Below are 24,501 nucleotides of genomic sequence, written 5' to 3' on the forward strand. Positions count from 1 at the left end.
GAATAGCTCAGTTGGTAGAGCGCAACCTTGCCAAGGTTGAGGTCGCGAGTTCGAGTCTCGTTTCCCGCTCCAGATTCTACAGGGCCCCGGCAGGGGCCTTGTTTTTCTCCCGCCACGGCAAGGCGGGGCACGTTGGGCCACAAGGCTTTACGCGCAGTCAGAAAGGTGAAATCGCTGGTGTGTTTTCCGGATTTCCGGTAACATGTCGGCTTACGCGGGAATAGCTCAGTTGGTAGAGCGCAACCTTGCCAAGGTTGAGGTCGCGAGTTCGAGTCTCGTTTCCCGCTCCATGTTCCGACAGGCCCCATCTTGGGGTTTTGTCTTGTCAGGGCTACGTTCCTGGCACGCAGTACGTTGGCCTCATGGCAGAGTGGCTATGCACCGGATTGCAAATCCGTTTACAGCGGTTCGATTCCGCTTGAGGCCTCCAATTGAAAAGCCCTGACTCCGGTCAGGGCTTTTTTGTTTGGCGTGACTGGCTTCGGCGAGGTTGCCGGTGGGAATGGCTTGCCGCGCCATGGCGCGCATGACGTGCAGCCGCCGCCGAACCGCCGTATCGTGGCGGTGGTCCAATGAGCCAGGGAGTGGTGCAGGATGAAACGGAATCTGTTGATGGTGATGCTGCTGGGTGCCATTCCGCTGGCGTCCGCCCAGGTCTACAAGTGCAAGGGCGCCTCGGGAGAGACGGCGTACAGCCAGAATCCGTGCGCGGTGGGTGCCGAGCCGATGAAGCTGCGTTCCACTCGATCGTCCACGGAAACGGCAGGGGAAGCATCGAACCGCGCGGCCGTGTATCAGAACGCCGAACTGGCCGACGCCGGCATCGCAGAACGCAACTGCGTGCAGGGTGAGCGCTCGCGCATCTATGGTCCACTGGAGTCGCGCAGCCAGCAGCTCGGTCGGCAGATCGCCGAGTTGAACCGGCAGATGGCCGCGTCGAGCAACAACCTGGCCGGCGCAACCCGTGACTCGGGCATCCGCACGCAGATTGCCAGCCTGCAGCAATCGTTGAGTGCCGAGCGGGTGGCGGCGGATACACAGATGGCGAGTGCGCGCGAGCAGTGCGCCTCGACCCGGCGTGAACGCGAGCGCTCGGTGCGCGACAAGTTCAGCAGCGCACCCGCGGGCACACCGTGAGTCGTTCCCGCTAGGCAGGAAGGCGCACGGGCGTCTCCGCGCGGAAATTGCGCCCGACCGGCGCGCTCACGCCCAGGTAGTGCCGGAACAGATAGATCAGCGGCTTCCAGTGCGCAACGTCGATGTGCTGGGTGCCCGCGATGGTGATGGCTTCATGTGCATGCACGCAGCGGATGCGCCCTTCGACGATCACGAAGCCCTGGCCATCGTCCTCGCCGGGTGGATGCATCGCCACTACGCTGGCCTCCACCTGCAACGGGCACTCGGCAATCGCCATCGGTGCAACGTGGGTGGATGCGACGGGACTGAACCCGCCCAGTGCGAATTTGTCACGTACATGCACGTAGCCCATCGCCTGCTTGGCGGCTGGCACCGGGTCACAGCCGGTTGCCCGTGCGATCGCCTCGACCTGTGCGGCCTGCGCGGATGAAGGGAAGTTCAGCACGCACTCGTTGCGCAGCTGCAGGTTGCGATAGCCCTGGCCCTGCGTGCCGAGGCCCAGCACCACCCGGTTGCCCAGCGCCCAGAACGAAGAAAGCGGGCTGATGTTGCTGCTGCCATCGTCATTCAACGTGGTCATCAGCAGTACGGGCGTGCCTGGGTACAGGACCGAAGGGGTGATGCGGCGGCGATGGATCGAAGCGGTTTTCACTGCAGGTCTCGCGGTTACGGGCGGCCACTGTGCCGTGCCATCGGCTGCAGACGCTTCGGCCTGCATCGAACTGTCGGCAGGTGACGGCATGCCACAATGCGGCATGGTCCACACCTCCGGTTCCCTTGTCAGTGTCGGTGCCCTGGTCGGGGACCAGGCGCGTGCCACCATGCTGCTGCAGCTGATGGATGGACGGGCCTATACCGCGATGGAGCTGGCACGCGTGGCTGGGGTAACGCCGCAGACGGCGAGCACGCACCTGCGCAGGCTGGTCGAGGGCGGCCTGCTGGTGGCGGTGGCGCAGGGGCGTCATCGCTACCACCGGCTGGCCTCGAGCGAAGTAGCAGAGATGCTGGAAGGCATCCTGCGCGTAGCTGACCGCACGCCCTCGTGTACCGCTGCAGCCTCACGCAGCATGCCGGCGTTGCGAGAGGCGCGTTCCTGCTATCGGCACCTGGCCGGCGTGCACGCGGTCGCCATCACCGATCGCCTGCTGCAGGCGGGGCATGTGCTGCCGTGCGAAGGGCATTGGCAGATCAGCGCTGGGGGCGCCGGATTCCTTGCCGGGCTGGGCCTGCCGTTGCGCGAACTCCTGCAGCAGCCGGTGACGGCCACGCCGGCGCGCTACTGCCGTGGCTGCCTGGATTGCACCGAGCGGCGGCCGCACCTTGCGGGGCTGGTCGGTGAAGCGATGCTGGATAGTTTCGTGAACAACGATTGGCTGCGGCGCGTCGAGGGCCGACGCGAACTGCGGCTGACGCCCCCTGGGCGCGAGGCGTTGTGGCGGCTGTTCAACCTGGCGACCTGAGGCGCCCGGTCAGTCTCAGTCACCCACGACATGGCAAGGCGCTATGGTCAGGTTCCAAGTCTTAGGGAGCTGCAATGGCGAGCAGGGACATGAACGACCGTGGTACGCAGCCGGTACGCGGACAATGAGCAAATCCTCTGCGGAAGTGCGCTGGCTGACGTTCCGGCTGATGAATGGCCAGTCGATCGGACCGGACCGATTGAAGGACGGATGGGTGGTCGCTTCGGAAACCCGGCACTGTGGTGTGCGTCGCGAGGCCATCGAAGGCGCAGGCGTGGTCTACGCGCTGTATGCGCCGGCCAACCTGGCCTCACCGCGGCGCGCGGAGATGCGCATGCGCGAATTCCTGATGAGCTCCGGCTACACCTTCACCATGGGCACTCTGGGCGGCTGATTCCGCCCGTTGCGGCTACGGGCGCACGGTCAAGGCCTGGCCGAGCGTGCCGATCGCACCGCGCGCATCATGCAGTACCGTGCTGGTCAGGCCAAGCCCCTGGCGGCCGAACGAAACTGACGTGTCGAAGCCCAGCCATTCGCCTTCGGGCGTGCCGAACAGGTGGGCGGTCAGATCGAGGTTGGGAAAGGCGATCTCCTTCGGATCGGCGCGTACGGCCATGCCATTGGACAGATCGAACAGGGTGGCTGCACGCGCCAGTGGACTGACGGTCTCGCCGTCCAGCAGCACATGCTTTGCGCGCGCCCAGTAGGTGGCACGGCCAGGACCCTGATCGTGTCGGCGGATCTCCACGCTCTTGATGAATCCGCCGGGCCAGACCGTGCCCGGGTCCCACGCCGGCATCGATTCCGGCGGTGCGATGGCAGCGATCGGTGTGCCGGCGATGGCCTGCGTATCGTTGGGGCGCATCAGCCACGCACGTACGCGCAGCGCCGCGCGGTCGTCGTGGCGCAGCGTGGCTTCGACCAGTTCGATGGTGCGGCCACCCCGCAGTACCTGCACGTCAGCCTCCATCGCTTCGATCGGAATGGTGCCGAGGATGTCGTAGGACAGTCGCGCGATCAGGAAGCCGTGGCCACGTGCAGCGGCGTCGCGTTCCAGGTGGTGGGCCAGCAGTCCGATCGCAGGCGCGATGTGCTGTTCGCGGATGTTCCAGGCGCCGCCGGTGTGTTCGGTCGGCAGGTAGCGGGTGTCGCTCAGTCGTTCGAAGAAGGCCATCGTATGCGTTGTTTCAGCAGGGAGGGGGCGGCAGGAACTCCACCGGTCTCTGCATCGTAAGCGTTCGGCAGCCTGGCAGGCTGAGCCGGCCCCCGAAGGAGCCGGCCGGACACCGGTCAGGGCGACGGGCAGTCCGTTTCACGGCACAGCTTGTACTCGGCCAGGCACTGCTCGGAGGTCTTGCCCAACGGTCCATGGGTTGCACGCAGGCATTGCTCATACCGCAAGGTGCAGAACTCGCAGGAGTCTGCGGCGAAGGCCAGGCCGGTCACGGCCATGCCAAGGAGCATCACGGTCTTCAAGGTCGTCTTGATCATCACGTCAGTCCTTTGTGTGCCCGTCAATGGGCCGGGCCACCATAGCAGCACTTCCAGGACGGTCCTGATGCGCTGCGGCACGCGGTGGTCTCAGGGCTGTACCGCCTTCAGGGCGTCGACCACCTGTGCTTCCGAAAAACCACAATGCCCTTCGCCCACCGATGGCAGTATCCGCGGCGCTGGCCGCGCACCGGCTTGTGCCGCCAACTGCGGATACACCGTCTGCATGTGCGGCACGATGGTCGGGTCGTTGTGGTTGAACTGGATCACCAGCGGGCGCTTCAGTGCGCCGGTCAGCGCCAGCGTCGCGCGCACCTTGGCCTGCGCGGCAGGTACAGCATCGATGCGTCGCACCCCGGCGTTGAATGCGGCGTCATCGCCGAAGCCGCTGTAGACCACGCCCATGTTGCCGACCGGCATGCCGCCGCTGCGTGTGGCCAGTTCATGCAGGACCAGGGCATGCAGGCTGATCGTGCCGGCCACGTCGTCGGGGGAAACCTGCAGCCGCTGCGCCAGCAACGCGGCATGCGCAGGGTCGCGCTGCAGCGCAGTGGCGATGCCCTGGTACAGCTCCCCCTGCGGCAGCATGGCTGCTTCGCGCGATGCCAGCCCGGTGCCCGGCAGCCCCTCAGCCCTGGGGAAGAAGTAATCGAACGCGACCAGTGTGGCCAGCAGGTCGGCCGCGATCTGTTCGCCACTGAGATTGGCGCCGCACAGCGACACACCACCGGCATAGTGCTGCGGAAAGCGCTCGAGGCTGCCGATGGTCACGGCACCACCCATCGAGAAGCCCAGCATCCAGGTGTGTCGCACGCGCTTGAGTTCCTCCAATGCGTGTTGGCGCAGGTGTTCCATGTCGGTGATCGCCTCGGCCACCGCCCAGCCCTGGCTGGAATACGCGCTCTGCGCGACGGCGTAGCCCGCGCCCAACAGTGCGGCGGTGCTGTCACTGGCGGCCATCGGCGTGGTGCGTGGCACGCCCACGGGCTCATAGCCGTGGGCCAGCATCACCAGGTCGCCGTTCCAGTCTGCCGGTACATCCAGCCGCCAGGGGGCGCCCTGCAGCTCGCCGCTGAGCGTGCGTGGCGCCGTGGTTGGTGCTGCCAGCAATGCCGTTGAAGGAAGCAGCAGGCCAAGGGCGAGGGCACATCGAAGCAAGGGGCGCATCGTGGTCATTCCATGCGGGAATGGCGCCGAGCATAGATGCCAGCGAAACGTTGCGCGCGCTGCACTGCCGCAGGGGATTGCCCGCTGGCCGTGCTGCGCTCTACGCTGCCTGCATGACCCCGCACGCCACCGCGCCGATTATCCGCATTTCCCTCGGGAAGGCGGGGTAACGCGCGGTCGCCACGGCCCTGCAACCCGCCTGGGAAGGCGGATTGCATGCAGCGCTCTCCCGGGAACTGGAATCCACCGAGGAGATCGCAGATGCAACACCCTTCATCCGCCGCCGACACCGCAACCCTGCACCTGCTGTGCGGCAAGATTGGCGCAGGAAAATCGACCCTGTCGCGACAGCTCGCGGCGAAGCCGCGCCACGTATTGATCAGCGAGGATGCTTGGTTGGCCACGCTGCATCCGGGCGAAATCCACGCCATCGCCGATTATCTGCAGCGCGCAGCCGCGCTGCGCAGCCTGCTGACCGATCATCTGCGTGCGCTGCTGCAGGCCGGCGTCTCGGTGGTGCTCGATTTCCCCTTCAACACGCCCGCCACCCGCGCGTGGGCGCGCGAGGTGTTCTCGCCGGTAGGCGCCGCGCATCAACTGCACTTCCTCGATATCGCCGACGAAGTCTGCAAGGCGCGGCTGCGTGCACGCAATGCATGCGGCGAGCATCCCTTCCAGGCCAGCGATGGGGAATTCGAGCAGATCACCCGTCACTTCGTGGCACCAGCCAAGGAAGAGGGTTTCGTGGTGATCCGGTATACGGAGTAGCGATGGACCGGAAGCGGATCAGCGCGCGGGCGCCGGTCCACCGCAGGCGATGCGGTGCATCGGGAAATCCATTGCCTGCTCCGGGTTGTCCTGCGCGATCTCGATACGCGCATGTGCACGCTGTCCGTCGAGGCGCCGGTAGCGGATGCGCTGCGGGAAGTCGTTGGCCGGATTCTCGAACACCGCTTCGTTGCCATCGACCCGCGTGGCGTTGAAGTCCGTAGCGTTCTGGCCAGAGGGCAGGGCGGTCAGCACCAGGCGTCCATCATCGTGCTGGCGCAGTTGCATGAACTCGAAGCCGACGGTCCGCCCGTCACGCAGGCTGCGGCTGCTGCCGAGCAGGGTGTTTCCGGCAAGGCTGGACCACTGCTCGCCGGCGCCGGGCGGCTGGCCATCAAGCTGCCAGCAACCGGCCAGCCAGGCCAGGTGTTCGATCTTCGACGGTGGGGCGGCCCGTGCGTGGGCCACAGCCAGCAGTGGCAGCAGCAGGGCCAGGGCGATGCGGATCGACATCGGTGCCTCCATGCGTGGAAATCCTCGGCCTGTATAGCGCCCGATGGATCGCCCGGCCAGTGCCCTCCTTTCCTGCCTTGATTCCGATACGATCTGTCGCATTGAGCCTGCCTCGCTTGATCTGAAGTCCCGCCATGGTCGATCGCCTCGCCATTCTGCTTGAACGCTTCGCGGTCACCGCCTCGGTGTTCCACGCCGGCGCGCTATGCGGCATCAACACGCTGGACGGCGAGGACGAGGCCGGACAGCTGCACCTGGTGCGACGTGGCCCGCTGCAGGTCAGCCATGGCCAGCAGACCCTACAGGTCGAAGTACCGAGCCTGCTGCTGTATCCGCGGCCGATGCCGCACCGCTTCAGTACCGACCCGCAGCTGGGGGCAGACATGGCCTGCGCCAACCTGCATTTCGAAGGCGGCCGGCTGAATCCGATCAGTGCAGCGCTGCCGGATTTCATCTGCCTGCCACTGGCCGGGCTGTATGGCGGCAACGCGGCGCTGGAGTTGTTGTTCGAAGAAGCGTTCGAGCAGCGTTGCGGGCGAGCGGCGATGGTCAACCGCCTGTTCGAGGTGGTGATGATCCAGGTGCTGCGCCAGCTGATGGAAGGTGGCGAAATGCGCGGCGGCCTGTTCGCCGGGCTCGGCCATCCGCGATTGCGGCTGGCGCTGGTGGCGATGCATGAAGCCCCGGCCCAGGCGTGGACGCTGGAAGATCTGGCCGAGGTGGCCGGCATGTCACGCAGCGTGTTCGCGGCCAGCTTCCGCGAGGCGATGGGCACCACCCCGGGCCAGTACCTGCAGGGCTGGCGGGTCGGGCTGGCGCAGCAGGCGCTGCGCCAGGGACGGCCGCTGAAGCGGATCGCCGACGAGGTGGGCTATGGCAGCGAAGCGGCGTTGTCGCGCGCGTTCAAGGCGCACACCGGGCAGTCACCACGCGAATGGCGCGGCCACGCCCGCGCCAGCGTGGCCTGAGCCTCAGCCCAGGACCAGCCGGGCCAGCTTCATGCCACCGAACAGGCCGGCCAGGCCCAGTGCCACTGAACCACCGGCATACAGCGCGGCCAGTCCATGCTGGCCGCGCTGCAGCAGCAGGCCGATCTCCAGCGCATAGGTGGAGAACGTGGTGTAGCCGCCGAGGATGCCGGTAGCGAGTAACAGGCGCAGCTGCGGCGAGGCGCCATTGCGCATCGCGAAGACCTCGACCACCACGCCCATCAGCAGCGCGCCGCTGATGTTGACCAGGAAGGTCGACCACGGCCAGGGGCTGCCGACGGCCACCCGCGCGCCGATCAGGTTGCAGGCGTGGCGAAGGCAGGCACCGATGCCGCCTCCGATGAAGACCAGGACATAGTTGTTCAGCGTTTGCATCGCGTGCCTCGAGTGCAGGTTCGATGGCGAACGCCGAGGGCAGGCACGGCCTGCCATCGACGAACGCCGGGTTCGTCTTGGCAGGAGCCATCAGCCTTCTCAGGCGGTTGTCGGGGGAGCCCCATCCCCATCGTGGTCCATGCTACCAGTGGTGGTGCATTCACGTCATCGAGGTGGTCAGCACGCGGGCGACCTTGCTGCGGCTGAAGCCGTCCATCAGCAGTTCGAACGCGAGCAGGTCCAGCGCCGCGTGGCGGCGGTGGTCGATTTCCAGCCCATTCTCGGCCACCAGGTGACTCACCAGCTCGTAGGCGTCCTGCCAGACGTCAAGGTGGGCCTGGCTGGGAATGTAGGCGTTACCCGGTTCACCCACGGCGCGCCCGTTCACTCCGTACAGCAGCTCGCGTGCGTCCAGCTTGGCCGCATCGGCGATGCGGAACAGCTGCTCGGCTTTCACATGGGACGCACTGACATGGTCGTTGAGCCAGTTGCTGATGGTTGCCGTGGTGGATTTTGCGGCGCGGGCCAGATCGGCCGGGCGGGGGTGCCCGGCTTTCTTCATGGCGGCGGCGAGTCGTTGGCCGAGAGTATTCATCTATGCAAGCCAGCTTAACGCGTGGAATGCGAAGAATCCTTGCCGCGAGAATAAGTCTGGTTAACAGAAGGGCAGACCATGACCGAATTCTGGAACAAGCGGCAGGTGCGCGCGCGGCTGGGATTCCAGACCGATGCGGAGCTGGCGCGCTTCTTCGGCATCAGTCGTTCCGCAGTATCGCAGTGGCCCAAAGACTTCCCGATTCCGGCTCTGCGGCAGTACATCCTGCATCAGCGCTACCCGAACCTGTTCCCCGCAACTGCCGCCGCCGAAGTCGAATCCATCTGAATTACGCCGCCTTTTGTCGCATTTAGCATGCTAAGTGCATTTTGCTAAGTATACTTAGCAAAATAGATAAAACTGATCGTTCTGGCAGTACCGATTGTCGAGGCCTTCCAGCGGCCATGACGGGTGCCCGGGTCGCGTTGTCGGCTTCACCCCATCCGGGAGGGGCGGGGTCCCGTATGTGGTTTCGTGAACGATTAATAATTTCAATCGCGAAAGTCGCTGCATGTAATTGACCTGTCGTGAAATCTATGACTAATTTGGATCAACCGGTCGTGAAGCCCGGGAGTCTTTCAGTAGCACGCAAGTGAGTCGGTAGACCGTCAACGATGCAGAACAAGTCCAACGGAGGTCGTATGGAATACGGCATGCATGGCTTGGCTGAACGGGTACGCCGCGAACTGGAAGCCAGCTATCACAAACACGGATGCGGTCCGGCGTTCTGGGATACCTACCAGCAGGTGCTGGACCGGCTCGTCCCGCAGGGGACCGAGCGTACCGAGTTCACCAACGAAATGGCGCTGATCATCGAGCAGCTGGGCATCGTCCGACGTGCGCAGCTGGTTCCGCCGCACGCCGACGGGCCGCGTTGATTCAGAGCAGGCGCCAGGCGCCGCAGGCAAGCAGCGCCAGCAGCAAAGAAAGCAGGGCCAGGGTCCGGGGTCGCCACCAGCGCTTCGGTTGCCCGGCCATCGCCTGCGGACTGCAGTAACGCACCAGCCCCGGACCGAACCCGGCCCGGTGCTGTTGCTGTGCGCAGGCTTCCAGACAGGCGCCGCAGGCCAGGCAGTCGGCCTGCGGCCCCTGGCGGATGTCCAACTGCATCGGGCAGGCGCTGACACAGGCGGCACAATCGGTGCAGTCTCCGAGACGATCGGCGTTGAAGGTCGGCATCGGTCCGGCCAGCAGCGGGTGCGCGGCGCGGAACACGTAGTCCTGGGCAGTGGTCGGGTCGAGCAGGCCGCGACCCCGTCCCAGCACGCCACCCAGCCCCGACGGGCGTGGCCCGCGCGGCTCGCCGCGACGTGCGTCGTACAGCATGCGTGGCGTGTGTGGATCGGTCAGCAGCGGCTGCATGCGTGCGAATGGGCACAACGAACGGCAGACCTGTTCGCGCAGGAAACCGGCATTGCCCCAGGTCGCGGCGGCGTAGAACAGCACCCAGAAGGTCTCCCAGCCGCTCCAGTCTGCATGCGGCGCTGCGATCACCAGCTCGGCGATCGGGCTGAACAGGCCCACGAAGGTGATGCCGGTCCACAGTGAGAGCAGCCCCCAGGCCAGCTGCGTGCCCGCGCGTGCAACGCGTGCCGGAAGCGTGCGGACCATGCTGTCGGCGATCCAGTCGAAGGCGCGGCGCCACAGTGTCTGCGGGCAGGCGTGGCCGCACCAGATACGCCCGGCGAGGTGGGTGAGTAGTGCCAGTCCCACCGCGAGCACCGCCAGCAGGCCGATCAGCACCCCGACGTCTCCCGGCCACAGCGTCCAGCCGAACAGATCGAAGCGGCGGGCGTTGATATCGAGCAGCAAGGCCTGGCGGCCATCCCAGCGCAGCCATGGCAATGCGTAGAACAGCACCAGCAGGATGGCGCTGAGCTTGCCGCGCCAGTGCCGCGGTCCCGGCGTGCAGGTCGTACTCATCCCAGTGGCAACTCGTCGTCGTCGTCGCCGGCCATCGGTCGCTGCAGGTACCAGGTGATCGCGCTGGACAGCGCCGTCACCGTCCAGAACATGAAGAAGCCAGCGGTGTAGCCCATTTCACGGCTGATCTGCGTGCCCGGGAAACTGATGGCCTGCAGCCGCAGTGGGTCGACGAAGGCGAAGAACACCACGCTGGCCACGCCGGCAGCGATGAAGCTGGGCCACAGGATGGCACCCCAATGCTGGATCAGCCGCTGGCGACGGCTTGGAGAAGGTCTGTTCATGCTGTCCCGGATCGAAAAGTGGGCGGCGCGTATACTCGCCTGGGTTGGCGCGGCATCCGCAGGGCATGCTTCCTGCAAGCGTGCCAGCCTAGGTGCAGCGGACTGCGCCGACATTGATCTGGATCAACGGTGGTGGCGGCCGGCTGCGGCACACTGCCGGCACGCTTTGGGTACCCCGATGAACGCAACGCCGCCGCCTGTCCTTCCTGTCGCCTCGCCCGAGCTGTGCACCGAGCAGGAAGTGACCCGCCTGGTCCACGACTTCTACGCCCGCGTGCGCGAGGAGGAGCGGTTGGGACCGGTGTTCGAGGCCCACGTCCACGACTGGCCCGAGCACCTGGCCCAGCTGGTCGACTTCTGGTCGGCGATGCTGCGTGGCACCCGGCGCTTCAAGGGTTCGCCGATGTCCAAGCACATGGCCATCGAGCTGGACAAGGATCTGTTCGACCGCTGGCTGGTGCTGTTCCGGATCACCACGGCCGAGTGCGGCAACCCGCCCATGCAGGAGTTGGCCAACGACGTGGCCGCGCGCATCGGCGACACCTTCTGGAAGCGCTACCAGATGCTGCGCTGGCCGCAGGTCGGCCTGCCGGTGCTGGGGATGCCCGCCAAGGATTGATCTGGGTCAAGGCGGCGCCAGTCGGCCGGCGCGATGCTGGCGCCATGGACACGTTCTCTCCCGCCGCCGGCGGCCTGGCCTGGACCTTCGACCCCGACCTGCTGCGCCGGCATGACCGGCCGGGGCCGCGCTACACCTCGTATCCGACCGCGCCGCACTTCCACGATGGCTTCGATGCGCCGGCGCTGCGCCAGGCGATCGCCGACAGCAACCAGTTGGCGCGCGCGCTGTCGCTGTACGTGCATGTGCCGTTCTGTTCCAGTCCGTGCTTCTACTGCGGCTGCAACCGGGTGATCACCCGCGATCGCGGTCGTGGTCACAGCTATGTGTCGCGCGTGCTGGCCGAGGCCGATCTGTTGGCACCACAGTTCGAGGACGGTCGTGAGGTCATCCAGCTGCACCTGGGCGGCGGTACGCCGAATTTCCTGGATGCCGAGGCGATGACCACGCTGGTGGAAGGCCTGCGTCGTCGGTTCGACTTCAGCGATTCGCCGCAGCGCGATTTTTCGATCGAGCTCGATCCGCGCTTCATCGATACACGCGATGTCGCCATGCTGGCGCGGCTGGGCTTCAACCGGGCCAGCCTGGGCGTGCAGGATTTCGACCCGTTGGTGCAGGAATCGATCAACCGCGTGCAGGGCGTGCAGCAGACGCTGGACATCCTGCATGCCTGCCGCGACAGCGGCATGCGTTCGGTGAACGTCGATCTGATCTACGGCCTGCCTGGACAGAGCCTGGAAGGGTTCGGCCGCACCCTCGAACGGGTGCTGGCGCTGCGCCCGGACCGCCTGGCGGTCTACGGCTACGCGCACCTGCCGCACCTGTTCCGCGCACAGAAGCAGATCGACGAAAGCCGGTTGCCCTCGCCAGAAGACAAGCTGGCGCTGCTGGGCCTGGCGGTGGAGAAGCTCTCCGCGGCCGGCTACCAGTACATCGGCATGGATCATTTCGCGTTGCCGGAAGAGGATCTGTCACGCGCGCAGCGTGCTGGCCAGCTGCATCGCAACTTCATGGGCTACACCACCCACGCCGATACCGATCTGCTCGGCCTGGGCGTAAGTGCGATCAGCCATATCGGCGCCACCTACAGCCAGAATCCACGTGACCTGCCGTCGTGGGAGGACGCGGTGGACCAGGGGCAGCTGCCGGTCTGGCGCGGTGTTGCGCTGAGTGCCGACGACCAGCTGCGCGCCGAGCTGATCCAGCAGCTGATGTGCCAGGGCGAGGTGGATGGTGCGGTGCTGGGGCAGCGCCACGGCATCGACTTCGAACAGTACTTCGCCGAAGACCTGCATTCGGTGCAGCGCCTGCAACAGGATGGCCTGGCCGAATACCGGGAGGGTGTGGTGCGCGCCAGTGAACCCGGGCGGCCACTGCTGCGGTTGCTGGCGATGTGCTTTGACCCGTATCTGCGTGCCGCGCACGAGCAACCGCGTTACTCGCGCGCGATCTGAGGTGTCCGCGCGCTGCGCGCGTGGTGCCCGGAGCCGGAATCGAACCGGCATGGGGTTGCCCCCGGCGGATTTTAAGTCCGATGCGTCTACCAGTTTCGCCATCCGGGCCTGCAACGCGGCGCCGATTGTAGCCCACCCGGGGCACGACAGCCGGATTGCGCAGGGAGCGGCGTGCTTAACTGTTACCCCTGTTCATGTCATAGTCCCAGCCATCGTTCCCAGGGGGGGAGCCACCCGATGTCGCTGCACGCGATTGCCTATGCCAGTGAGGCCCGCGCCGATCTGCGGACAACCGATCTTGATCGCCTGCTGGCCGATGCCACGGCCTTCAATCGTGTAGCCGGCGTCACCGGTGTGCTGATGTTCGATGGCAGCCGCTTCCTGCAGTATCTGGAAGGCCCCGAAGATGGCATCGATTCGGTGTTCCAGCGCATCGTCAATGCACGCAGCCATGCGCAGATGAAGGTGTTGTACCGCGCGCCGGTGCTGCAGCGAGCGTTCCCGCGCTGGTCGATGGGCACGCGGCGGATCGATGCGGACCTGCTGACCCAGATCGTTGATGCGGCGTGGCCGGGCTTCCTGCTAGGCAGCGGTGGTTTCGAGCGCCTGCTGCAGGCCTGGACCGGTGCCGACGGCGAGCTGGAACCCGCTGCGGTCGCATTGGGCTCCTGAGCCCGCCTTGGCGGCGGGGTGCCGGGGCCGTTAGGCTGTAGCCTTCCTGGCGCGGGTTTTCCGGAGTGGTACAGCGAATGAGTGGGTTGGCCGAAGCCATGGCAGCACGCATCCGGTTTCACCCGGTGCACGGGATGTGCCGATGAGCGTGCCCGTTGCGGCGGCGGTGACGCCGCGTTTCGCCGTGATCGGCCTGGGTTACGTCGGCCTGCCGTTGGCGGTGGCGTTTGGCCGGCACTGGCCGACACTGGGCTTTGACATCGATGCCGGCCGCATCGCCGAGCTGCGCGGTGGCCGCGATCACACGCTGGAGATGGAGGCCGACGAGCTTGCCGAAGCCACCCATCTGCAGTACGGCGGCGATCCTTCGCTGCTCGATGCCTGCAACGTCCATATCGTCACCGTGCCGACCCCGATCGATGCCTACGAGCAGCCCGACCTGGAGCCATTGCGTTCGGCCAGCCGCTTGATCGCCAGCCATCTGCGCCCGGGCGATCTGGTGATCTACGAATCCACGGTGTATCCCGGCACCACCGAAGAGGTCTGCGTGCCGCTGCTCGAGCAGGGCTCGGGCCTGCGCTTCAACGAGGATTTCTATTGCGGTTACAGCCCGGAACGGGTCAGCCCAGGTGACCGTCAGCGGCGCCTGGCCGACATCCGCAAGATCACCTCCGGCTCGACGCCCGAGGTCGCGGCGGTGATTGATGGCCTGTACCGGCGCATCATCGACGCCGGGACCTTCCCGGCGCCGTCGATGCGCGTGGCCGAAGCAGCCAAGGTGGTCGAGAACATCCAGCGCGACGTCAACATCGCGCTGGTCAACGAGCTGGCGCTGATCTTCGACCGGCTCGGCATCGATACCCAGGATGTGCTCGATGCGGCGGGCAGCAAGTGGAACTTCCTGCCATTCCGGCCCGGCCTGGTGGGTGGCCACTGCATCGGCGTGGATCCGTATTACCTGCTGCACAAATCCGAAAGCGTGGGTTACCACCCGGACCTGATCCACACCGCACGACAGGTCAACAACCGCGTCGGCGAACACGTGGCCGCGCGGGTGCTGGCCATGCTGGCCGAGCGTGGCCGCGCACCGGCACAGTCGCGTGTCCTGGTGCTGGGGGTGACCTTCAAGGAGGACTGCCCGGACCTGCGCAACAGTCGCGCACTGGAACTGGCCCAGCGCCTGCGCGAAGCCGGTGCCGAGGTGGAGGTCAGTGACCCGTGGGTGGGCCCGGCGGCGCTGGCCGAGGCCGGCGTGCAGTGGCTGGCCGAGCCGGTTCCTGGCAGCTATGACGCGGTGGTGCTGGCGGTGGCCCATGCCCGCTTCAAGGCCATGGATGAAGCGGCCATCCGTGGCCTGCTGGCACCGGGCGGGCTGGTCTACGACGTGAAATCGGCCTGGCCGCGCAACGTGGTTGACGGTCGTCTGTAAGCCTGGGCCGCGGGCAGCGCGGTAGACTCGGGAGCAGTTGCAACCGAGGAAAGCCATGCACCGGTATATCGTCTACCTGCTCGCCATCCTGATGTTCCCGATATGCCTGTGGCTGGCCACGATATGGCCAGCCTGGTACTGGGGCGTCGGCCTGACTGCCGCGATGGTGGCGCTGGGGACCTGGGACCTGCTGCAGAAGCGCAGCACGCTGCGCCGCAACTATCCCGTGATGGCGCACTTCCGCTACGGGCTCGAATCGATCGGACCGGAGATCCGCCAGTACTTCGTGCAGAGCGACCTGGAGGACGTGCCGTTCTCGCGCCAGCAGCGCGCGCTGATCTACCAGCGGGCCAAGAACGAGATGGACACGGTGCCGTTCGGCACCCTGCGCAGTACCTATGCGGTGGACTACGAATGGATCAACCATTCGCTGGCACCGACCTCCATCGCCAAGCACGACTTCCGCGTGCTGATCGGCGCGAACTGTGCCAAGCCCTATTCGGCCAGTGTGTTCAACATCTCGGCGATGAGCTTCGGCTCACTGTCGGCCAACGCGATCCGCGCGCTGAACGAGGGCGCGCGGCGCGGTGGCTTCTACCACGATACCGGCGAGGGCTCGATCTCGCCCTATCACCGCGAGATGGGCGGTGACCTGGTGTGGGAGATCGGCTCTGGCTACTTCGGTTGCCGTGACGAAAAGGGCGGTTTCAGCGAGGAACGCTTCGTTGCCAACGCCAACCACGACCAGGTCAAGATGATCGAGATCAAGCTGTCGCAGGGTGCCAAACCCGGCCATGGCGGCGTGCTGCCAGCGCCGAAGGTGACTGCCGAGATCTCGGTGACGCGCGGTGTGCCGATGGGCGTGGACTGTGTATCGCCGTCGCGGCATTCGGCGTTCTCGACGCCGGTAGAGCTGCTGCAGTTCGTCGCCCGCCTGCGCGAGCTGTCCGGCGGCAAGCCGGTCGGTTTCAAGCTGGCCATTGGCCACCCGTGGGAGTGGTTCGGCATCGCCAAGGCGATGCAGGAAACGGGCCTGCTGCCGGATTTCATTGTGGTCGATGGCGCCGAAGGGGGCACCGGTGCGGCACCGGCCGAGTTCGTCGACCATGTCGGCGTGCCGATGCACGAAGCGCTGCTGCTGGTACACAACACCCTGGTGGGCCTGGATCTGCGCGAGCGCATCCGCATCGGTGCGGCGGGCAAGATCACCAGCGCGTTCGACATCGCGCGCACCATCGCGCTGGGTGCCGACTGGTGCAATGCCGGCCGCGGCTTCATGTTCGCGCTGGGCTGCATCCAGTCGTTGAGCTGCCACACCGACAAGTGCCCCACCGGCATCGCCACCCAGGACCCGGCGCGCTGGAAGCACCTGGACGCGCCGGACAAGGCCACCCGCGTCTACAGCTTCCATGAGCACACGCTGCATGCGCTGAAGGAACTGTTGTGTGCTGCAGGCCTGAATGACCCGGCGGAACTGGGCCCGGAGCATATCCTGCGTCGGGTTTCGCCTGTTGAGATCCGCTCGCTGGCCTCCCTGTACCGCTACCTGGAACCGGGAGAGCTGCTGCACAAGGTGCCGGATCACGCGGTCTTCCATGCCTTCTGGGCCGATGCACGCAGCGATTCCTTCCAGCCGCCGCCGAAGATCCAGGCACTGCGCGCCAGCAAGTCGCGATAACGTGTTGCTGTAGAGCCGAGCCCATGCTCGGCTGCTTCTCTCATCGGGATGCTGGAACGAAGAACAGCCGCGCGTGGGCTCGGCTTTACAAGGAGATGTCATGCAGTTCAGGACCGGTACCATGGATGACGTGGCCACACTGTGGGCGCTGCGCACGCGGTGCGTACGCGAGACCTGCAGCAGCCATTACCCGCCCGAGGTCATTGCGCCCTGGTCCGCCTCGCCGCCACCGTCGCAGTATGCGCGGCTGTTGTCGCAGGGCGGATGCGTGGTGGCCGAGGACGGGCAGGGTGGCCTGCTTGGCTTCGGTGTGTTCGATGCCGATGCCAATGAAGTCGATGCGTTGTTCGTTGATCCCGATCGTGGCGGCCAGGGCATCGGCCAGGCGCTGATGCAGCGGTTGCTGGCAATGGCCGATCGTGACCGTGAGGTGGTGCTGTCGGCGTCGCTCAATGCCGTGCCGTTCTATCAGCGGCAAGGGTTCATCAGCGTGAGCGAAAAGGCCTACCCACATCCCAGCGGCGTGGCGCTGGCCTCGGTGAGCATGCGCAGGCCTTGGTGAGCCGCGTGTAGAGCCGAGCCCACGCTCGGTTGCCTTTGATTCAAGCTGAGCGTGGGCTCGGCTCTACACAGTGCAGTTCACCGCCCGGCCAACCACGCGATCGCACCTTCCGCCGCACGCAGGCCGCTGGCGTAGCACGCGGTCAGCAGGTACCCGCCGGTCGGTGCCTCCCAGTCCAGCATCTCGCCGGCGCAGAACACGCCGGGCAAGGCCCGCAGCATCAGGCCGTCATCCAGCGCCTGCAGGCGCACGCCACCGGCGGTGCTGATCACTTCGGCCATCGGCCTTGGGCGCAGCAGGCGCAGCGGCAGGCGCTTGAGCGTGGCAGCCACGGCCGGTGGATCGTTGCCGGCCTCCTTGCCAAGAATCTCGAACACCAGTGCGGCCTTCACCGCATCCAGACCGGCCTGGCGGCGAAGGTGCTCGCCGAAGCTGCGGCCCTTGCGGGGACGTGACAGGTCGGCCAGCAGGCGCGCCTCGTCGCGACCCGGCACCAGGTCCAGCCACAGCATGGCGTGGCCATCGCGGTTGATGGTCTCGCGCAGGTCGGCAGCCAACGCGTAGACCAGGCTGCCTTCAATGCCGTATTCGCTGGCCACGCACTCGCCCTGCAGCGACTGCGGTTGCCCGGCCACGTCGATCCAGTGTGCAACCACCGGCTTCAACGGTGCGCCGGCATTGCGCTGGGCGAAGAACGGGGTCCAGTCCACGTCGAAGCCGCAGTTGGCTGACTGCAGTGGCGCGATGTCCACGCCACGCGCCTGCAGTGGCGCAACCCAGGCGCCGTCGCTGCCCAGCTGCGGCCAACTGCCGCCACCCATGGCCAGCAGGGTGGCATCGGCATGCACTTCAACGGCGCCGTCTTCGGTTTCAAATCGCAGGGCGCTGTCGTCGCCCCAGCCGATCCAGCGGTGGTTGGCATGCAGGCGCACGCCCTGTTCCTTCAGTCGGCGCACCCAGCCGCGCAGCAGCGGCGCCGCCTTGCGGTCGACCGGGAACACCCGGCCGGAGCTGCCGACGTAGGTTTCCACGCCGAAGCCGGCGGCCCAGTCACGCAGTGCCTGCGCGTCGAAGCCGTCCAGCCAGCGGCCCACGGCCGTGGACTGCTCGCGGTAGCGGCTGTCGAACAGCGGCCGCGGATCGGAATGGGTGAGGTTGAGGCCGCCCTTGCCGGCGATCAGGAACTTGCGGCCGGGCGACCCCTTGGCCTCGTACAGGTCGACCTCCAGCCCAGCGGCGCGCAGGCGTTCGGCGGCGAACAGGCCGGCCGGGCCGCCGCCGATGACGGCGACCCGCTGGGGCAGTGCGGTATTACGGTTTGACATCGAGCAGCTCGACGTCGAACACCAGCGACGAGCCGGCCGGGATCGGGCCAACCCGGCGGTCGCCGTAGCCGTAGTCCGGCGGGATCATCAGGGTGCGCTTGCCGCCGACCTTCATGCCGGCCACGCCCTCATCCCAGCCGCGGATGACCTGGCCGGCGCCCAGCGCGAAGGTGAACGGTTCGCCACGGCTTACCGAGCTGTCGAAGGTCTTGCCGTGCTTGGTTTCGGTGCGGTTGTCGTAGATCCAGCCGGTGTAGTGCACGGTCACCTTGCTGCCGGAGACGGCTTCGGTGCCGGTGCCGGGTACGGTATCGATGCGCTCGAAGGCGGTCAGGGTGCCGCCCGGCGGTGGGCCCGAGGGTTCGGTGGAGCAGCCAACGGCAGCGAGGGACAGCAGCAGGGGGAGCAGCAGGCGGCGCATCGGGCGTCTCCGGAAGGGCGCAGGGCGAGGGCGGCAAGGGTAGCGCATCGGCGCCGGGTATCATGGGGGCATGGCAAAACTCCTGCTCAATCTGCGCAATGTCGGCGACGACGAATACGCCGATGTCTGCACGCTGCTCGACCAGCACGGCATCGCCTGGTACCGCACCGAACCCAGCCCGTGGGGCATTTCCAATGGCGGCCTGTGGCTGCGCGAGGACGCCGATCATCCGCGCGCGAAGGCGCTGATGGCCGAGTACCAGGCAGAGCGCGGTCCTCGCATCCGCGCCGAGCGCGAGCAGGCATTGCGTGATGGCACCGCCGAGACCTTCGGCAGCCTGTTCCGGCGGCGGCCGGTCTACGTGGTGCTGGTGCTGCTGGGGATGGTGGGTGCGGCGGCGCTGGTGCTGCTGCCGTTCGTGCTGTTGCGGGGGTAAGAGGGTTCGGCCGGGTTGCACCCGGCACCCGCGGTAGTGCCGGCCGCTGGCCGGCAACAGCAACAGCAACAGCAACAGCAACAGCAGGCATTCCGTGGGATGGCGTGGCGGTGTGGGCAGGCGGGGGACGGCAAAAACTGCTCCTGCGTGCCTCGTAGAGCGCCATCCATGGCGCTCTGCGCCCCCGCCTGCCCACACCGCCACGCCTCTGACAGGTTCATGAACTCTGTAGATCCACGCCATGCGTGGATGAACGTGAAAATCTGACCCTGGAGTGGTCTGGCGCTAAAATGTCGGGATGATCGCCAATACCGCTGCCTACCATTTCGCCGTCATCGACGCCCCCCAGGCCTTGTGCGACCAGCTGCTGGCACGTGCCGAGGCGGCGCAGCTACGCGGCACGATCCTGGTGGCGGGCGAGGGGCTGAACCTGTTCCTGGCCGGTGCGCCGGGGGCCATCGAGGGCTTCTATTCGGCGCTGCGCGAAGATGCGCGTTTTGCCGATCTGCGGGTCAAGACCAGCCTCAGCGAGCACCAGCCGTTCGCGCGGCTGAAGGCCAAGGTGAAGGACGAGATCATCAGCTTCCGCCGCGATGACGGCCAGCCGTTGGAGTACCCGCGCGCGCCGGCGGTTGATCCGGCCACGGTGCAGCGGTGGCTGCGCCAGGGCCATGACGACGCCGGCAAGCCGGTGGTGATGCTCGACACGCGCAACCTGCAGGAAGTGGAGTACGGCACCTTCAAGGACGCACTGGTACTGCCCATCCACAGGTTCACCGACCTGCCCGAGGCGTTGGCGCCGCATCGCGAGGCGTTGAAGGACAGCACCGTGGTCAGTTTCTGCACCGGCGGTATCCGCTGCGAGAAGGCCGCGCTGTGGATGGTCAACGACGGCATGGACAATGTGCTGCAGCTCGACGGCGGCATCCTCGGTTACTTCGAGGAGGTGGGCGGCGAAGGCTACGAGGGGCGTTGCTTCGTGTTCGATGAGCGCGTGGCGCTGGATGCCGAATTGAAGCCGATGGTCGATCAGCCGCTGCCGGAGCCGCGCCCCAGCGCGTTCTGACCGTGCTTTGGTAGAGCCGGCCGCTGGCCGGCTGCTTGCCGCCGCCTCTGTAGAGCCGGCCGCCGGCCGGCTGCTTGCCGCCGCCTCTGTAGAGCCGAGCCCACGCTCGGCTGCCTTTCGTGGCCCAACAGCAGCCGAGCATGGGCTCGGCTCTACACCTGCCTCACGGGAATCAGCATCCCGCCACCGTCACTGGCCGTTGCGTACGGCCGACCCCATGCATGGGGAATCCTGTGACGGAAAACCGCCTGATGATCCCGTTGTCGATCCTTGACCTGGCCCCGGTCTGCGAGGGCAGTGACACCACCGCAGCCTTCGCCAACATGCTGGAACTGGCGCAGCACGCCGATGCGCTGGGCTATCGCCGCTACTGGCTGGCCGAACACCACAACATGCCCGGCATCGCCAGCGCGGCCACCGCCGTGCTGATCGGCCACGTGGCGGGCGGCACCCAACGCATCCGCGTGGGTGCCGGCGGCATCATGCTGCCCAACCATGCGCCGCTGCAGGTGGCCGAGCAGTTCGGCACGCTGGCCTCGCTCTATCCGGACCGCATCGACCTTGGCCTGGGCCGCGCACCCGGCACCGATCAGCCGACCGCGCGTGCACTGCGCCGCTACTTCGACAGCGCCGACCAGTTCCCGCAGGACGTTCGCGAACTGCTGCACTACTTCGAGCCGGTGCAGGCTGGCCAGGCAGTGCAGGCCGTTCCCGGAGGCGGCCTGCGGGTGCCGACCTGGATCCTCGGTTCGAGCCTGTTCGGCGCGCGCATGGCCGCCTCGATGGGCCTGCCCTATGCGTTCGCCTCGCACTTCGCGCCCGACGTGATGGACGAAGCGCTGGCGGTGTACCGCCGCGAATTCCGCCCCTCGGCCACACTGAAGCAGCCGCACGCGATGCTGGCCCTGAACGTCGTTGCCAGCGACAGCGAGGCCGAATCGCGGCGCCTGTTCACCAGCCAGCAGCAGAGTTTCGTCAACCTTCGCCGCGGCCGTCCGGGCAAGATTCCGGCACCGATCGACGACATCGAGTCTTTCTGGGAACCGCATGAAAAGCTGGGCGTGGAGCGGGCATTGGCCTGCACCGTGCTGGGTGATCCGCAACAGGTGGCCGAGGGCATCGCCGCCTTCGTTGAACGACACAAACCCGACGAACTGATGCTCACCGCCAACCTGTATGACCACCGTGCGCGGCTGCGTTCGTTCGAACTGGCGATGCAAGCCTGGCATGCCCGACACGCGGGCTGAACACTTGCGTCACGGCCTGTTGCGGCCGTAGCGCGTCTGATGGGGGCTCCCCCTTCTGGAGTCCCCACCATGGCCGAGACCCGTGCCGAACACATCGCCCAGCTGGCCGAACTGATCAAGGACGTGGAGGTGGCGATGTTCACCACCAGCGGCGTCGACGGCCGCCTCTACAGCCGGCCGCTGGCCACCCAGCAGGTTGCCTTCGATGGTGACCTGTGGTTCATGATCACCGGCGACAGCCCGAAGGTGGCCGAGATCGCGCTCGACCCGCGGGTCAACGTGGCCTATGCCTCGCCCTCGAAGAACACCTATGTGTCGGTAGCGGGGCGGGCACGCGTGGTTGACGATCGCGCGAAGATCGAGGAGCTGTGGTCACCGGCGATGAAGCTGTTCTTCCCTGGTGGCAAGGATGACCCCAACCTTCGCCTCATCCATGTGCGCGCCGACAGTGCCGAGTACTGGGATGGTCCGGGCACGCTGCTGGGCAAGGCGTTGACGTTCGTGCTGTCGGCGGTGCATGACGAGCCGGGGGCGTTGGCCGACAACGGTTTCATCGACCTTCGATGATGGCCGATGTCCGGTATTGGCAGTGCCGGCCGCTGGCCGGCAAACCWGGAAACGTGGCAGCCGGCCMGCGGCCGGCTCTACCGGATTCCGGCTCAGAACCAGCGCTGGAACAGCTCCACCGTATAACCCACCAGCTGCCCCGAACTGAAACCGAAGAAGGCGATCGCCGCCAATGCCGCGATCCAGTTGAACAGCATCAGCGCGCCATCGCGTTCCAGCAGCGCCAGCGCGAACAGCAGCAGCTGGAAGCCGAACAGGAAATTGGTGAACGGAATCGGCAGCGACAGCAGCACGCCCAGCAGCACCAGCAGCAGGCCGGTGAAGGCGTGCGCAGGCAGTGGTGTCAGCAGCTGTGGCAGGCGCGGCTTCAGCATCTTGTCCAGGCGCCGCAGCGGGCGATCGATACGGTCGAGGAAGCGGTGCATGGTGCCGCGCTTCGGCCCGCGTCGGGCGATGAAGCCGGGCAGCCAGGGCCGGCGCAGGCAGCACAGCATCTGCAGGCCGATCAGGATCACCAGTGGACCGCTGACCGCGCCGCCCATGCCCGGAATCGGAATGAACGAGGGCAGGATGGCCACGAACAGGAATACGCCGAACGCGCTCTGCTGCAGGTTGCACAGGATCTGGCCAAGCGGCATGTGCTCGGCCGGATCACCGGAGGCGAACATCTCCAGCAGGGTGCGGATGCCCTCGTTGCGGTAGGTCGGGCGCTCGGCGCCCGGGCCCTGGCCGGCCTCAGGCGGTGAGCTCATCGGCTTGCTCGTCGGACAACGTGCGCAGCAGCAGTTTGTCCACGCGCGCACCGTCCAGGTCGACCACTTCGAAGCGCCAGCCAGCCCAGTCGAAGTACTCGCCCGCGTGCGGAATGCGGCCGAAGTAATGGATGCACATGCCGGCCAGCGTGTAGTAGTCGCCGTCCTCGGCGTCGGGCAGGTCGTTGCTGCCGATCAGTTCGCGCACGTCTTCGATCGGCAGTGAGCCGTCCACCAGCAGCGAGCCGTCCTCGCGGGTCACTACCAGTGCGTCCTCGTCGGCGTTCTCCACCGCCTGCAGGCGGCCGACCACCGCGCCCATCAGGTCGCTGATGGTCACCAGGCCCTGGATCTCGCCGTACTCGTCCACTACCAGTGCCATCGACTGCTGTTCCTCGCGGAAGATTTCCAGCAGCTTCATCGCGTGGGTCGATTCGGAAACGTACAGGGGTTCGCGCAGGGTCTGGAACAGCGCGTTGTCGCCGCGCGCCATGCGCGTGGCCAGCGACTTCAGCTCCAGCACGCCGACCACGTCCATGTCGTTGTCGCGGTACACCGGGTACCGCGAGAACTCGTGTTCGGCCATGATTTCCAGGTTGCGCTCCAACCCCGCCTGGGTGTCCAGCCAGGCGATGCGGTTGCGCGGGGTCATCAGGCTGTCGGCGGTGCGGTCGCCCAGGCGCATCACGCGGTTCATCATGTCGCGCTCGTGGGCGTCGATCACGCCGGCCTCGTGGCTTTCGGCCACCAGCATGCGGATCTCTTCTTCGGTCACCGAGGCGACTTCGTCCTTGCCCAGGCCGAACAGGCGCAGGACCAGCTGGGTGGTCTTGGACAGCAGCCAGACGAAGGGCAGGGCCAGCTTGGCCAGCCAGCTCATCGGCATCGCCACCAGGCCGGCAATGGCCTCCGAACGGGTCAGTGCCAGGCGCTTGGGCACCAGTTCGCCGAAGATCAGCGTGATGAAGGTGATCAGGCTGACCGCCAGCGCGGTGCCGATGTTGCCGGCGTAGGCGAAGCCCGGCATCAGGCCCTGGATCCAGCCGGCGAAGGCTTCGCCGAGCGCTTCACCACCGAGGTAGCCGGTCAGCACGCCGATCACGGTGATGCCGATCTGCACGGTGGACAGGAAGCTCTCCGGCTTCTCCGACAGCTCCAGCGCCTTGGCGGCGCGCTTGGAGGTGGCGGCCATCTGCTTCAGGCGGCTCTTGCGCGAGGTCATGACCGACATCTCGGACATGGCGAAGAAGCCGTTCAACAGAACCAGCGCAAAGACAATCAGGATCATTTCAAACACGGGCATCGTCCCCGGTTGGTGGCAGGGAGGGCGGGTGCTTGCGATGGCGGCAGGCGCTCAGGAACAGGGTCCGGCGCGGCGCAGGGGGATAAGGGTCGTCGTCCATAAGGTGCGCCCGAAGGCGCGCTGGCATCTTAGCAAAGGGGCGTGGCCGGGTGGCAACTGCCTGTTCAGGTTGGGGGTTCCACGCCCTTGAAAGGGGGCAGGGATACCCGAGATGGTCATCTAGCCGTCATAATTCCGTCTGGTGCCGTCCTTCCCGCGACGGCTGACA

30 protein-coding genes, 3 tRNA genes and 1 riboswitch are annotated in these 24,501 nt (G+C 66.5%); of the genes, 19 read left to right on the forward strand and 14 right to left on the reverse strand.

All coding sequences use genetic code 11. From position 1 onward, the window contains the following. The first annotated feature begins 214 nt into the window (after positions 1–214). The 3 genes from D7T59_RS17290 (at position 215) to D7T59_RS17300 (ending at position 1,137) form a co-directional block, all read left to right on the forward strand. Positions 215–290 (forward strand) — tRNA-Gly (locus D7T59_RS17290). A gap of 66 nt (positions 291–356) precedes the next feature. Continuing rightward, a tRNA-Cys gene (locus D7T59_RS17295) sits at positions 357–430 on the forward strand. A 164-nt stretch (positions 431–594) separates the two neighbouring features. Then, entirely contained in the window at positions 595–1,137 is a 543-nt protein-coding gene (locus D7T59_RS17300) for a DUF4124 domain-containing protein (RefSeq protein ID WP_180851567.1), read from the forward strand. A gap of 10 nt (positions 1,138–1,147) precedes the next feature. Here D7T59_RS17300 and D7T59_RS17305 read toward each other — a convergent pair whose 3' ends face one another. Continuing rightward, a complete protein-coding gene (locus D7T59_RS17305) occupies positions 1,148–1,789 on the reverse strand; it encodes a flavin reductase (RefSeq protein ID WP_180851568.1) in 642 nt (213 codons plus the stop codon). A gap of 103 nt (positions 1,790–1,892) precedes the next feature. Between D7T59_RS17305 and D7T59_RS17310 the strand changes: the two genes are divergently transcribed. Both D7T59_RS17310 and D7T59_RS17315 read left to right on the forward strand, forming a co-directional pair. After that, positions 1,893–2,597, forward strand: coding sequence for an ArsR/SmtB family transcription factor (locus tag D7T59_RS17310; RefSeq protein ID WP_164136062.1), 705 nt, complete (start codon positions 1,893–1,895; stop codon positions 2,595–2,597). Between the two features lie 124 nt (positions 2,598–2,721). Beyond that, on the forward strand, positions 2,722–2,991 hold the full coding sequence (locus tag D7T59_RS17315) for a hypothetical protein (protein ID WP_164136061.1): 270 nt from the start codon (positions 2,722–2,724) through the stop codon (positions 2,989–2,991). A gap of 15 nt (positions 2,992–3,006) precedes the next feature. On the opposite strand, the gene D7T59_RS17320 is transcribed toward D7T59_RS17315, so the two are convergent. From D7T59_RS17320 to D7T59_RS17330, 3 genes are all read right to left on the reverse strand, one after another. Beyond that, positions 3,007–3,771: a thioesterase family protein gene (locus D7T59_RS17320; RefSeq protein WP_180851569.1), complete on the reverse strand. Its 765-nt coding sequence runs from the start codon at positions 3,769–3,771 to the stop codon at positions 3,007–3,009. A 116-nt stretch (positions 3,772–3,887) separates the two neighbouring features. Further along, complete coding sequence (locus D7T59_RS17325) at positions 3,888–4,088, reverse strand: hypothetical protein (protein ID WP_164136059.1); 201 nt, start codon at positions 4,086–4,088, stop codon at positions 3,888–3,890. 90 nt (positions 4,089–4,178) lie between these two features. After that, positions 4,179–5,255: an alpha/beta hydrolase family protein gene (locus tag D7T59_RS17330; protein ID WP_180851570.1), complete on the reverse strand. Its 1,077-nt coding sequence runs from the start codon at positions 5,253–5,255 to the stop codon at positions 4,179–4,181. Positions 5,256–5,516: 261 nt separating this feature from the next. Between D7T59_RS17330 and D7T59_RS17335 the strand changes: the two genes are divergently transcribed. Beyond that, complete coding sequence (locus tag D7T59_RS17335) at positions 5,517–6,023, forward strand: P-loop nucleotide/nucleoside kinase family protein (RefSeq protein WP_180851571.1); 507 nt, start codon at positions 5,517–5,519, stop codon at positions 6,021–6,023. Positions 6,024–6,041: 18 nt separating this feature from the next. Here the strand turns inward: D7T59_RS17335 and D7T59_RS17340 are convergent, their stop codons facing one another. Further along, the gene (locus D7T59_RS17340; RefSeq protein ID WP_180851572.1) at positions 6,042–6,536 is read right to left on the reverse strand and encodes a DUF6265 family protein; all 495 of its coding nucleotides are present in this window, start codon (positions 6,534–6,536) and stop codon (positions 6,042–6,044) included. Between the two features lie 134 nt (positions 6,537–6,670). On the opposite strand from D7T59_RS17340, the gene D7T59_RS17345 reads away from it, so the two are divergent. Beyond that, positions 6,671–7,504 (forward strand): AraC family transcriptional regulator, encoded by an 834-nt coding sequence (locus D7T59_RS17345; protein WP_164136055.1) that lies wholly within the window; start codon positions 6,671–6,673, stop codon positions 7,502–7,504. A gap of 3 nt (positions 7,505–7,507) precedes the next feature. On the opposite strand, the gene crcB is transcribed toward D7T59_RS17345, so the two are convergent. Together crcB and D7T59_RS17355 are read right to left on the reverse strand one after the other, a co-directional pair. Next, the gene (gene crcB, locus D7T59_RS17350) at positions 7,508–7,900 is read right to left on the reverse strand and encodes a fluoride efflux transporter CrcB (RefSeq protein WP_164136054.1); all 393 of its coding nucleotides are present in this window, start codon (positions 7,898–7,900) and stop codon (positions 7,508–7,510) included. Positions 7,901–7,974: 74 nt separating this feature from the next. Then, positions 7,975–8,038: riboswitch (Fluoride riboswitch) on the reverse strand. A gap of 22 nt (positions 8,039–8,060) precedes the next feature. Further along, entirely contained in the window at positions 8,061–8,462 is a 402-nt protein-coding gene (locus tag D7T59_RS17355; RefSeq protein ID WP_106548973.1) for a transcriptional regulator, read from the reverse strand. Between the two features lie 111 nt (positions 8,463–8,573). On the opposite strand from D7T59_RS17355, the gene D7T59_RS17360 reads away from it, so the two are divergent. Next, complete coding sequence (locus tag D7T59_RS17360) at positions 8,574–8,783, forward strand: helix-turn-helix domain-containing protein (RefSeq protein ID WP_111112230.1); 210 nt, start codon at positions 8,574–8,576, stop codon at positions 8,781–8,783. Positions 8,784–9,136: 353 nt separating this feature from the next. Further along, positions 9,137–9,373, forward strand: a complete 237-nt coding sequence (locus D7T59_RS17365; protein WP_005408923.1) for a hypothetical protein — start codon at positions 9,137–9,139, stop codon at positions 9,371–9,373. A gap of 1 nt (position 9,374) precedes the next feature. Here the strand turns inward: D7T59_RS17365 and D7T59_RS17370 are convergent, their stop codons facing one another. Together D7T59_RS17370 and D7T59_RS17375 are read right to left on the reverse strand one after the other, a co-directional pair. Next, entirely contained in the window at positions 9,375–10,418 is a 1,044-nt protein-coding gene (locus D7T59_RS17370; protein ID WP_180851573.1) for a 4Fe-4S dicluster domain-containing protein, read from the reverse strand. Next, positions 10,415–10,702 carry a hypothetical protein gene (locus tag D7T59_RS17375; RefSeq protein WP_164136052.1) on the reverse strand — a complete coding sequence of 96 codons (288 nt, stop codon included), beginning with the start codon at positions 10,700–10,702 and terminating at the stop codon, positions 10,415–10,417. The genes D7T59_RS17370 and D7T59_RS17375 overlap by 4 nt, the downstream gene beginning before the upstream one ends. A gap of 178 nt (positions 10,703–10,880) precedes the next feature. On the opposite strand from D7T59_RS17375, the gene D7T59_RS17380 reads away from it, so the two are divergent. Next, entirely contained in the window at positions 10,881–11,321 is a 441-nt protein-coding gene (locus tag D7T59_RS17380; protein WP_099552648.1) for a group III truncated hemoglobin, read from the forward strand. A 44-nt stretch (positions 11,322–11,365) separates the two neighbouring features. Beyond that, complete coding sequence (gene hemN, locus D7T59_RS17385; RefSeq protein ID WP_180851574.1) at positions 11,366–12,775, forward strand: oxygen-independent coproporphyrinogen III oxidase; 1,410 nt, start codon at positions 11,366–11,368, stop codon at positions 12,773–12,775. 21 nt (positions 12,776–12,796) lie between these two features. Here the strand turns inward: hemN and D7T59_RS17390 are convergent. Continuing rightward, positions 12,797–12,883: transfer RNA gene (locus D7T59_RS17390), tRNA-Leu, on the reverse strand. A 129-nt stretch (positions 12,884–13,012) separates the two neighbouring features. Here D7T59_RS17390 and D7T59_RS17395 point away from each other — a divergent pair. From D7T59_RS17395 to D7T59_RS17410, 4 genes are all read left to right on the forward strand, one after another. Continuing rightward, positions 13,013–13,447 (forward strand): BLUF domain-containing protein, encoded by a 435-nt coding sequence (locus D7T59_RS17395; RefSeq protein ID WP_180851575.1) that lies wholly within the window; start codon positions 13,013–13,015, stop codon positions 13,445–13,447. A 142-nt stretch (positions 13,448–13,589) separates the two neighbouring features. Next, on the forward strand, positions 13,590–14,876 hold the full coding sequence (locus tag D7T59_RS17400) for a nucleotide sugar dehydrogenase (RefSeq protein ID WP_180851577.1): 1,287 nt from the start codon (positions 13,590–13,592) through the stop codon (positions 14,874–14,876). A 55-nt stretch (positions 14,877–14,931) separates the two neighbouring features. Continuing rightward, complete coding sequence (locus D7T59_RS17405) at positions 14,932–16,554, forward strand: FMN-binding glutamate synthase family protein (protein ID WP_180851579.1); 1,623 nt, start codon at positions 14,932–14,934, stop codon at positions 16,552–16,554. 100 nt (positions 16,555–16,654) lie between these two features. Beyond that, positions 16,655–17,116 carry a GNAT family N-acetyltransferase gene (locus D7T59_RS17410; RefSeq protein WP_180851581.1) on the forward strand — a complete coding sequence of 154 codons (462 nt, stop codon included), beginning with the start codon at positions 16,655–16,657 and terminating at the stop codon, positions 17,114–17,116. Positions 17,117–17,193: 77 nt separating this feature from the next. On the opposite strand, the gene D7T59_RS17415 is transcribed toward D7T59_RS17410, so the two are convergent. Further along, positions 17,194–18,441 (reverse strand): TIGR03862 family flavoprotein, encoded by a 1,248-nt coding sequence (locus D7T59_RS17415; protein WP_164136006.1) that lies wholly within the window; start codon positions 18,439–18,441, stop codon positions 17,194–17,196. After that, on the reverse strand, positions 18,428–18,862 hold the full coding sequence (locus D7T59_RS17420; RefSeq protein WP_164136005.1) for an FKBP-type peptidyl-prolyl cis-trans isomerase: 435 nt from the start codon (positions 18,860–18,862) through the stop codon (positions 18,428–18,430). The genes D7T59_RS17415 and D7T59_RS17420 overlap by 14 nt, the downstream gene beginning before the upstream one ends. 70 nt (positions 18,863–18,932) lie before the next feature. Here D7T59_RS17420 and D7T59_RS17425 point away from each other — a divergent pair, with 70 nt between their 5' ends. The 4 genes from D7T59_RS17425 to D7T59_RS17440 all read left to right on the forward strand — a co-directional run bounded on the left by D7T59_RS17425 (position 18,933) and on the right by D7T59_RS17440 (position 22,178). Beyond that, complete coding sequence (locus tag D7T59_RS17425; RefSeq protein WP_049430657.1) at positions 18,933–19,298, forward strand: DUF6164 family protein; 366 nt, start codon at positions 18,933–18,935, stop codon at positions 19,296–19,298. A gap of 298 nt (positions 19,299–19,596) precedes the next feature. Beyond that, positions 19,597–20,364, forward strand: coding sequence for a sulfurtransferase (locus D7T59_RS17430; protein WP_180851585.1), 768 nt, complete (start codon positions 19,597–19,599; stop codon positions 20,362–20,364). A 251-nt stretch (positions 20,365–20,615) separates the two neighbouring features. Then, the gene (locus tag D7T59_RS17435; RefSeq protein WP_180851587.1) at positions 20,616–21,611 is read left to right on the forward strand and encodes an LLM class flavin-dependent oxidoreductase; all 996 of its coding nucleotides are present in this window, start codon (positions 20,616–20,618) and stop codon (positions 21,609–21,611) included. Positions 21,612–21,680: 69 nt separating this feature from the next. Next, entirely contained in the window at positions 21,681–22,178 is a 498-nt protein-coding gene (locus D7T59_RS17440; protein ID WP_180851589.1) for a pyridoxamine 5'-phosphate oxidase family protein, read from the forward strand. 92 nt (positions 22,179–22,270) lie between these two features. Here the strand turns inward: D7T59_RS17440 and D7T59_RS17445 are convergent, their stop codons facing one another. Then, the gene (locus tag D7T59_RS17445) at positions 22,271–22,930 is read right to left on the reverse strand and encodes an exopolysaccharide biosynthesis protein (RefSeq protein WP_164138881.1); all 660 of its coding nucleotides are present in this window, start codon (positions 22,928–22,930) and stop codon (positions 22,271–22,273) included. Continuing rightward, positions 22,914–24,218 carry a hemolysin family protein gene (locus tag D7T59_RS17450; RefSeq protein ID WP_005408992.1) on the reverse strand — a complete coding sequence of 435 codons (1,305 nt, stop codon included), beginning with the start codon at positions 24,216–24,218 and terminating at the stop codon, positions 22,914–22,916. Before D7T59_RS17450 ends, D7T59_RS17445 begins: the two co-directional genes overlap by 17 nt. Positions 24,219–24,501 lie beyond the last annotated feature (283 nt).

Origin of the sequence: Stenotrophomonas maltophilia, assembly GCF_013464915.1 — a bacterium.
Classification (GTDB): domain Bacteria; phylum Pseudomonadota; class Gammaproteobacteria; order Xanthomonadales; family Xanthomonadaceae; genus Stenotrophomonas; species Stenotrophomonas maltophilia_AT.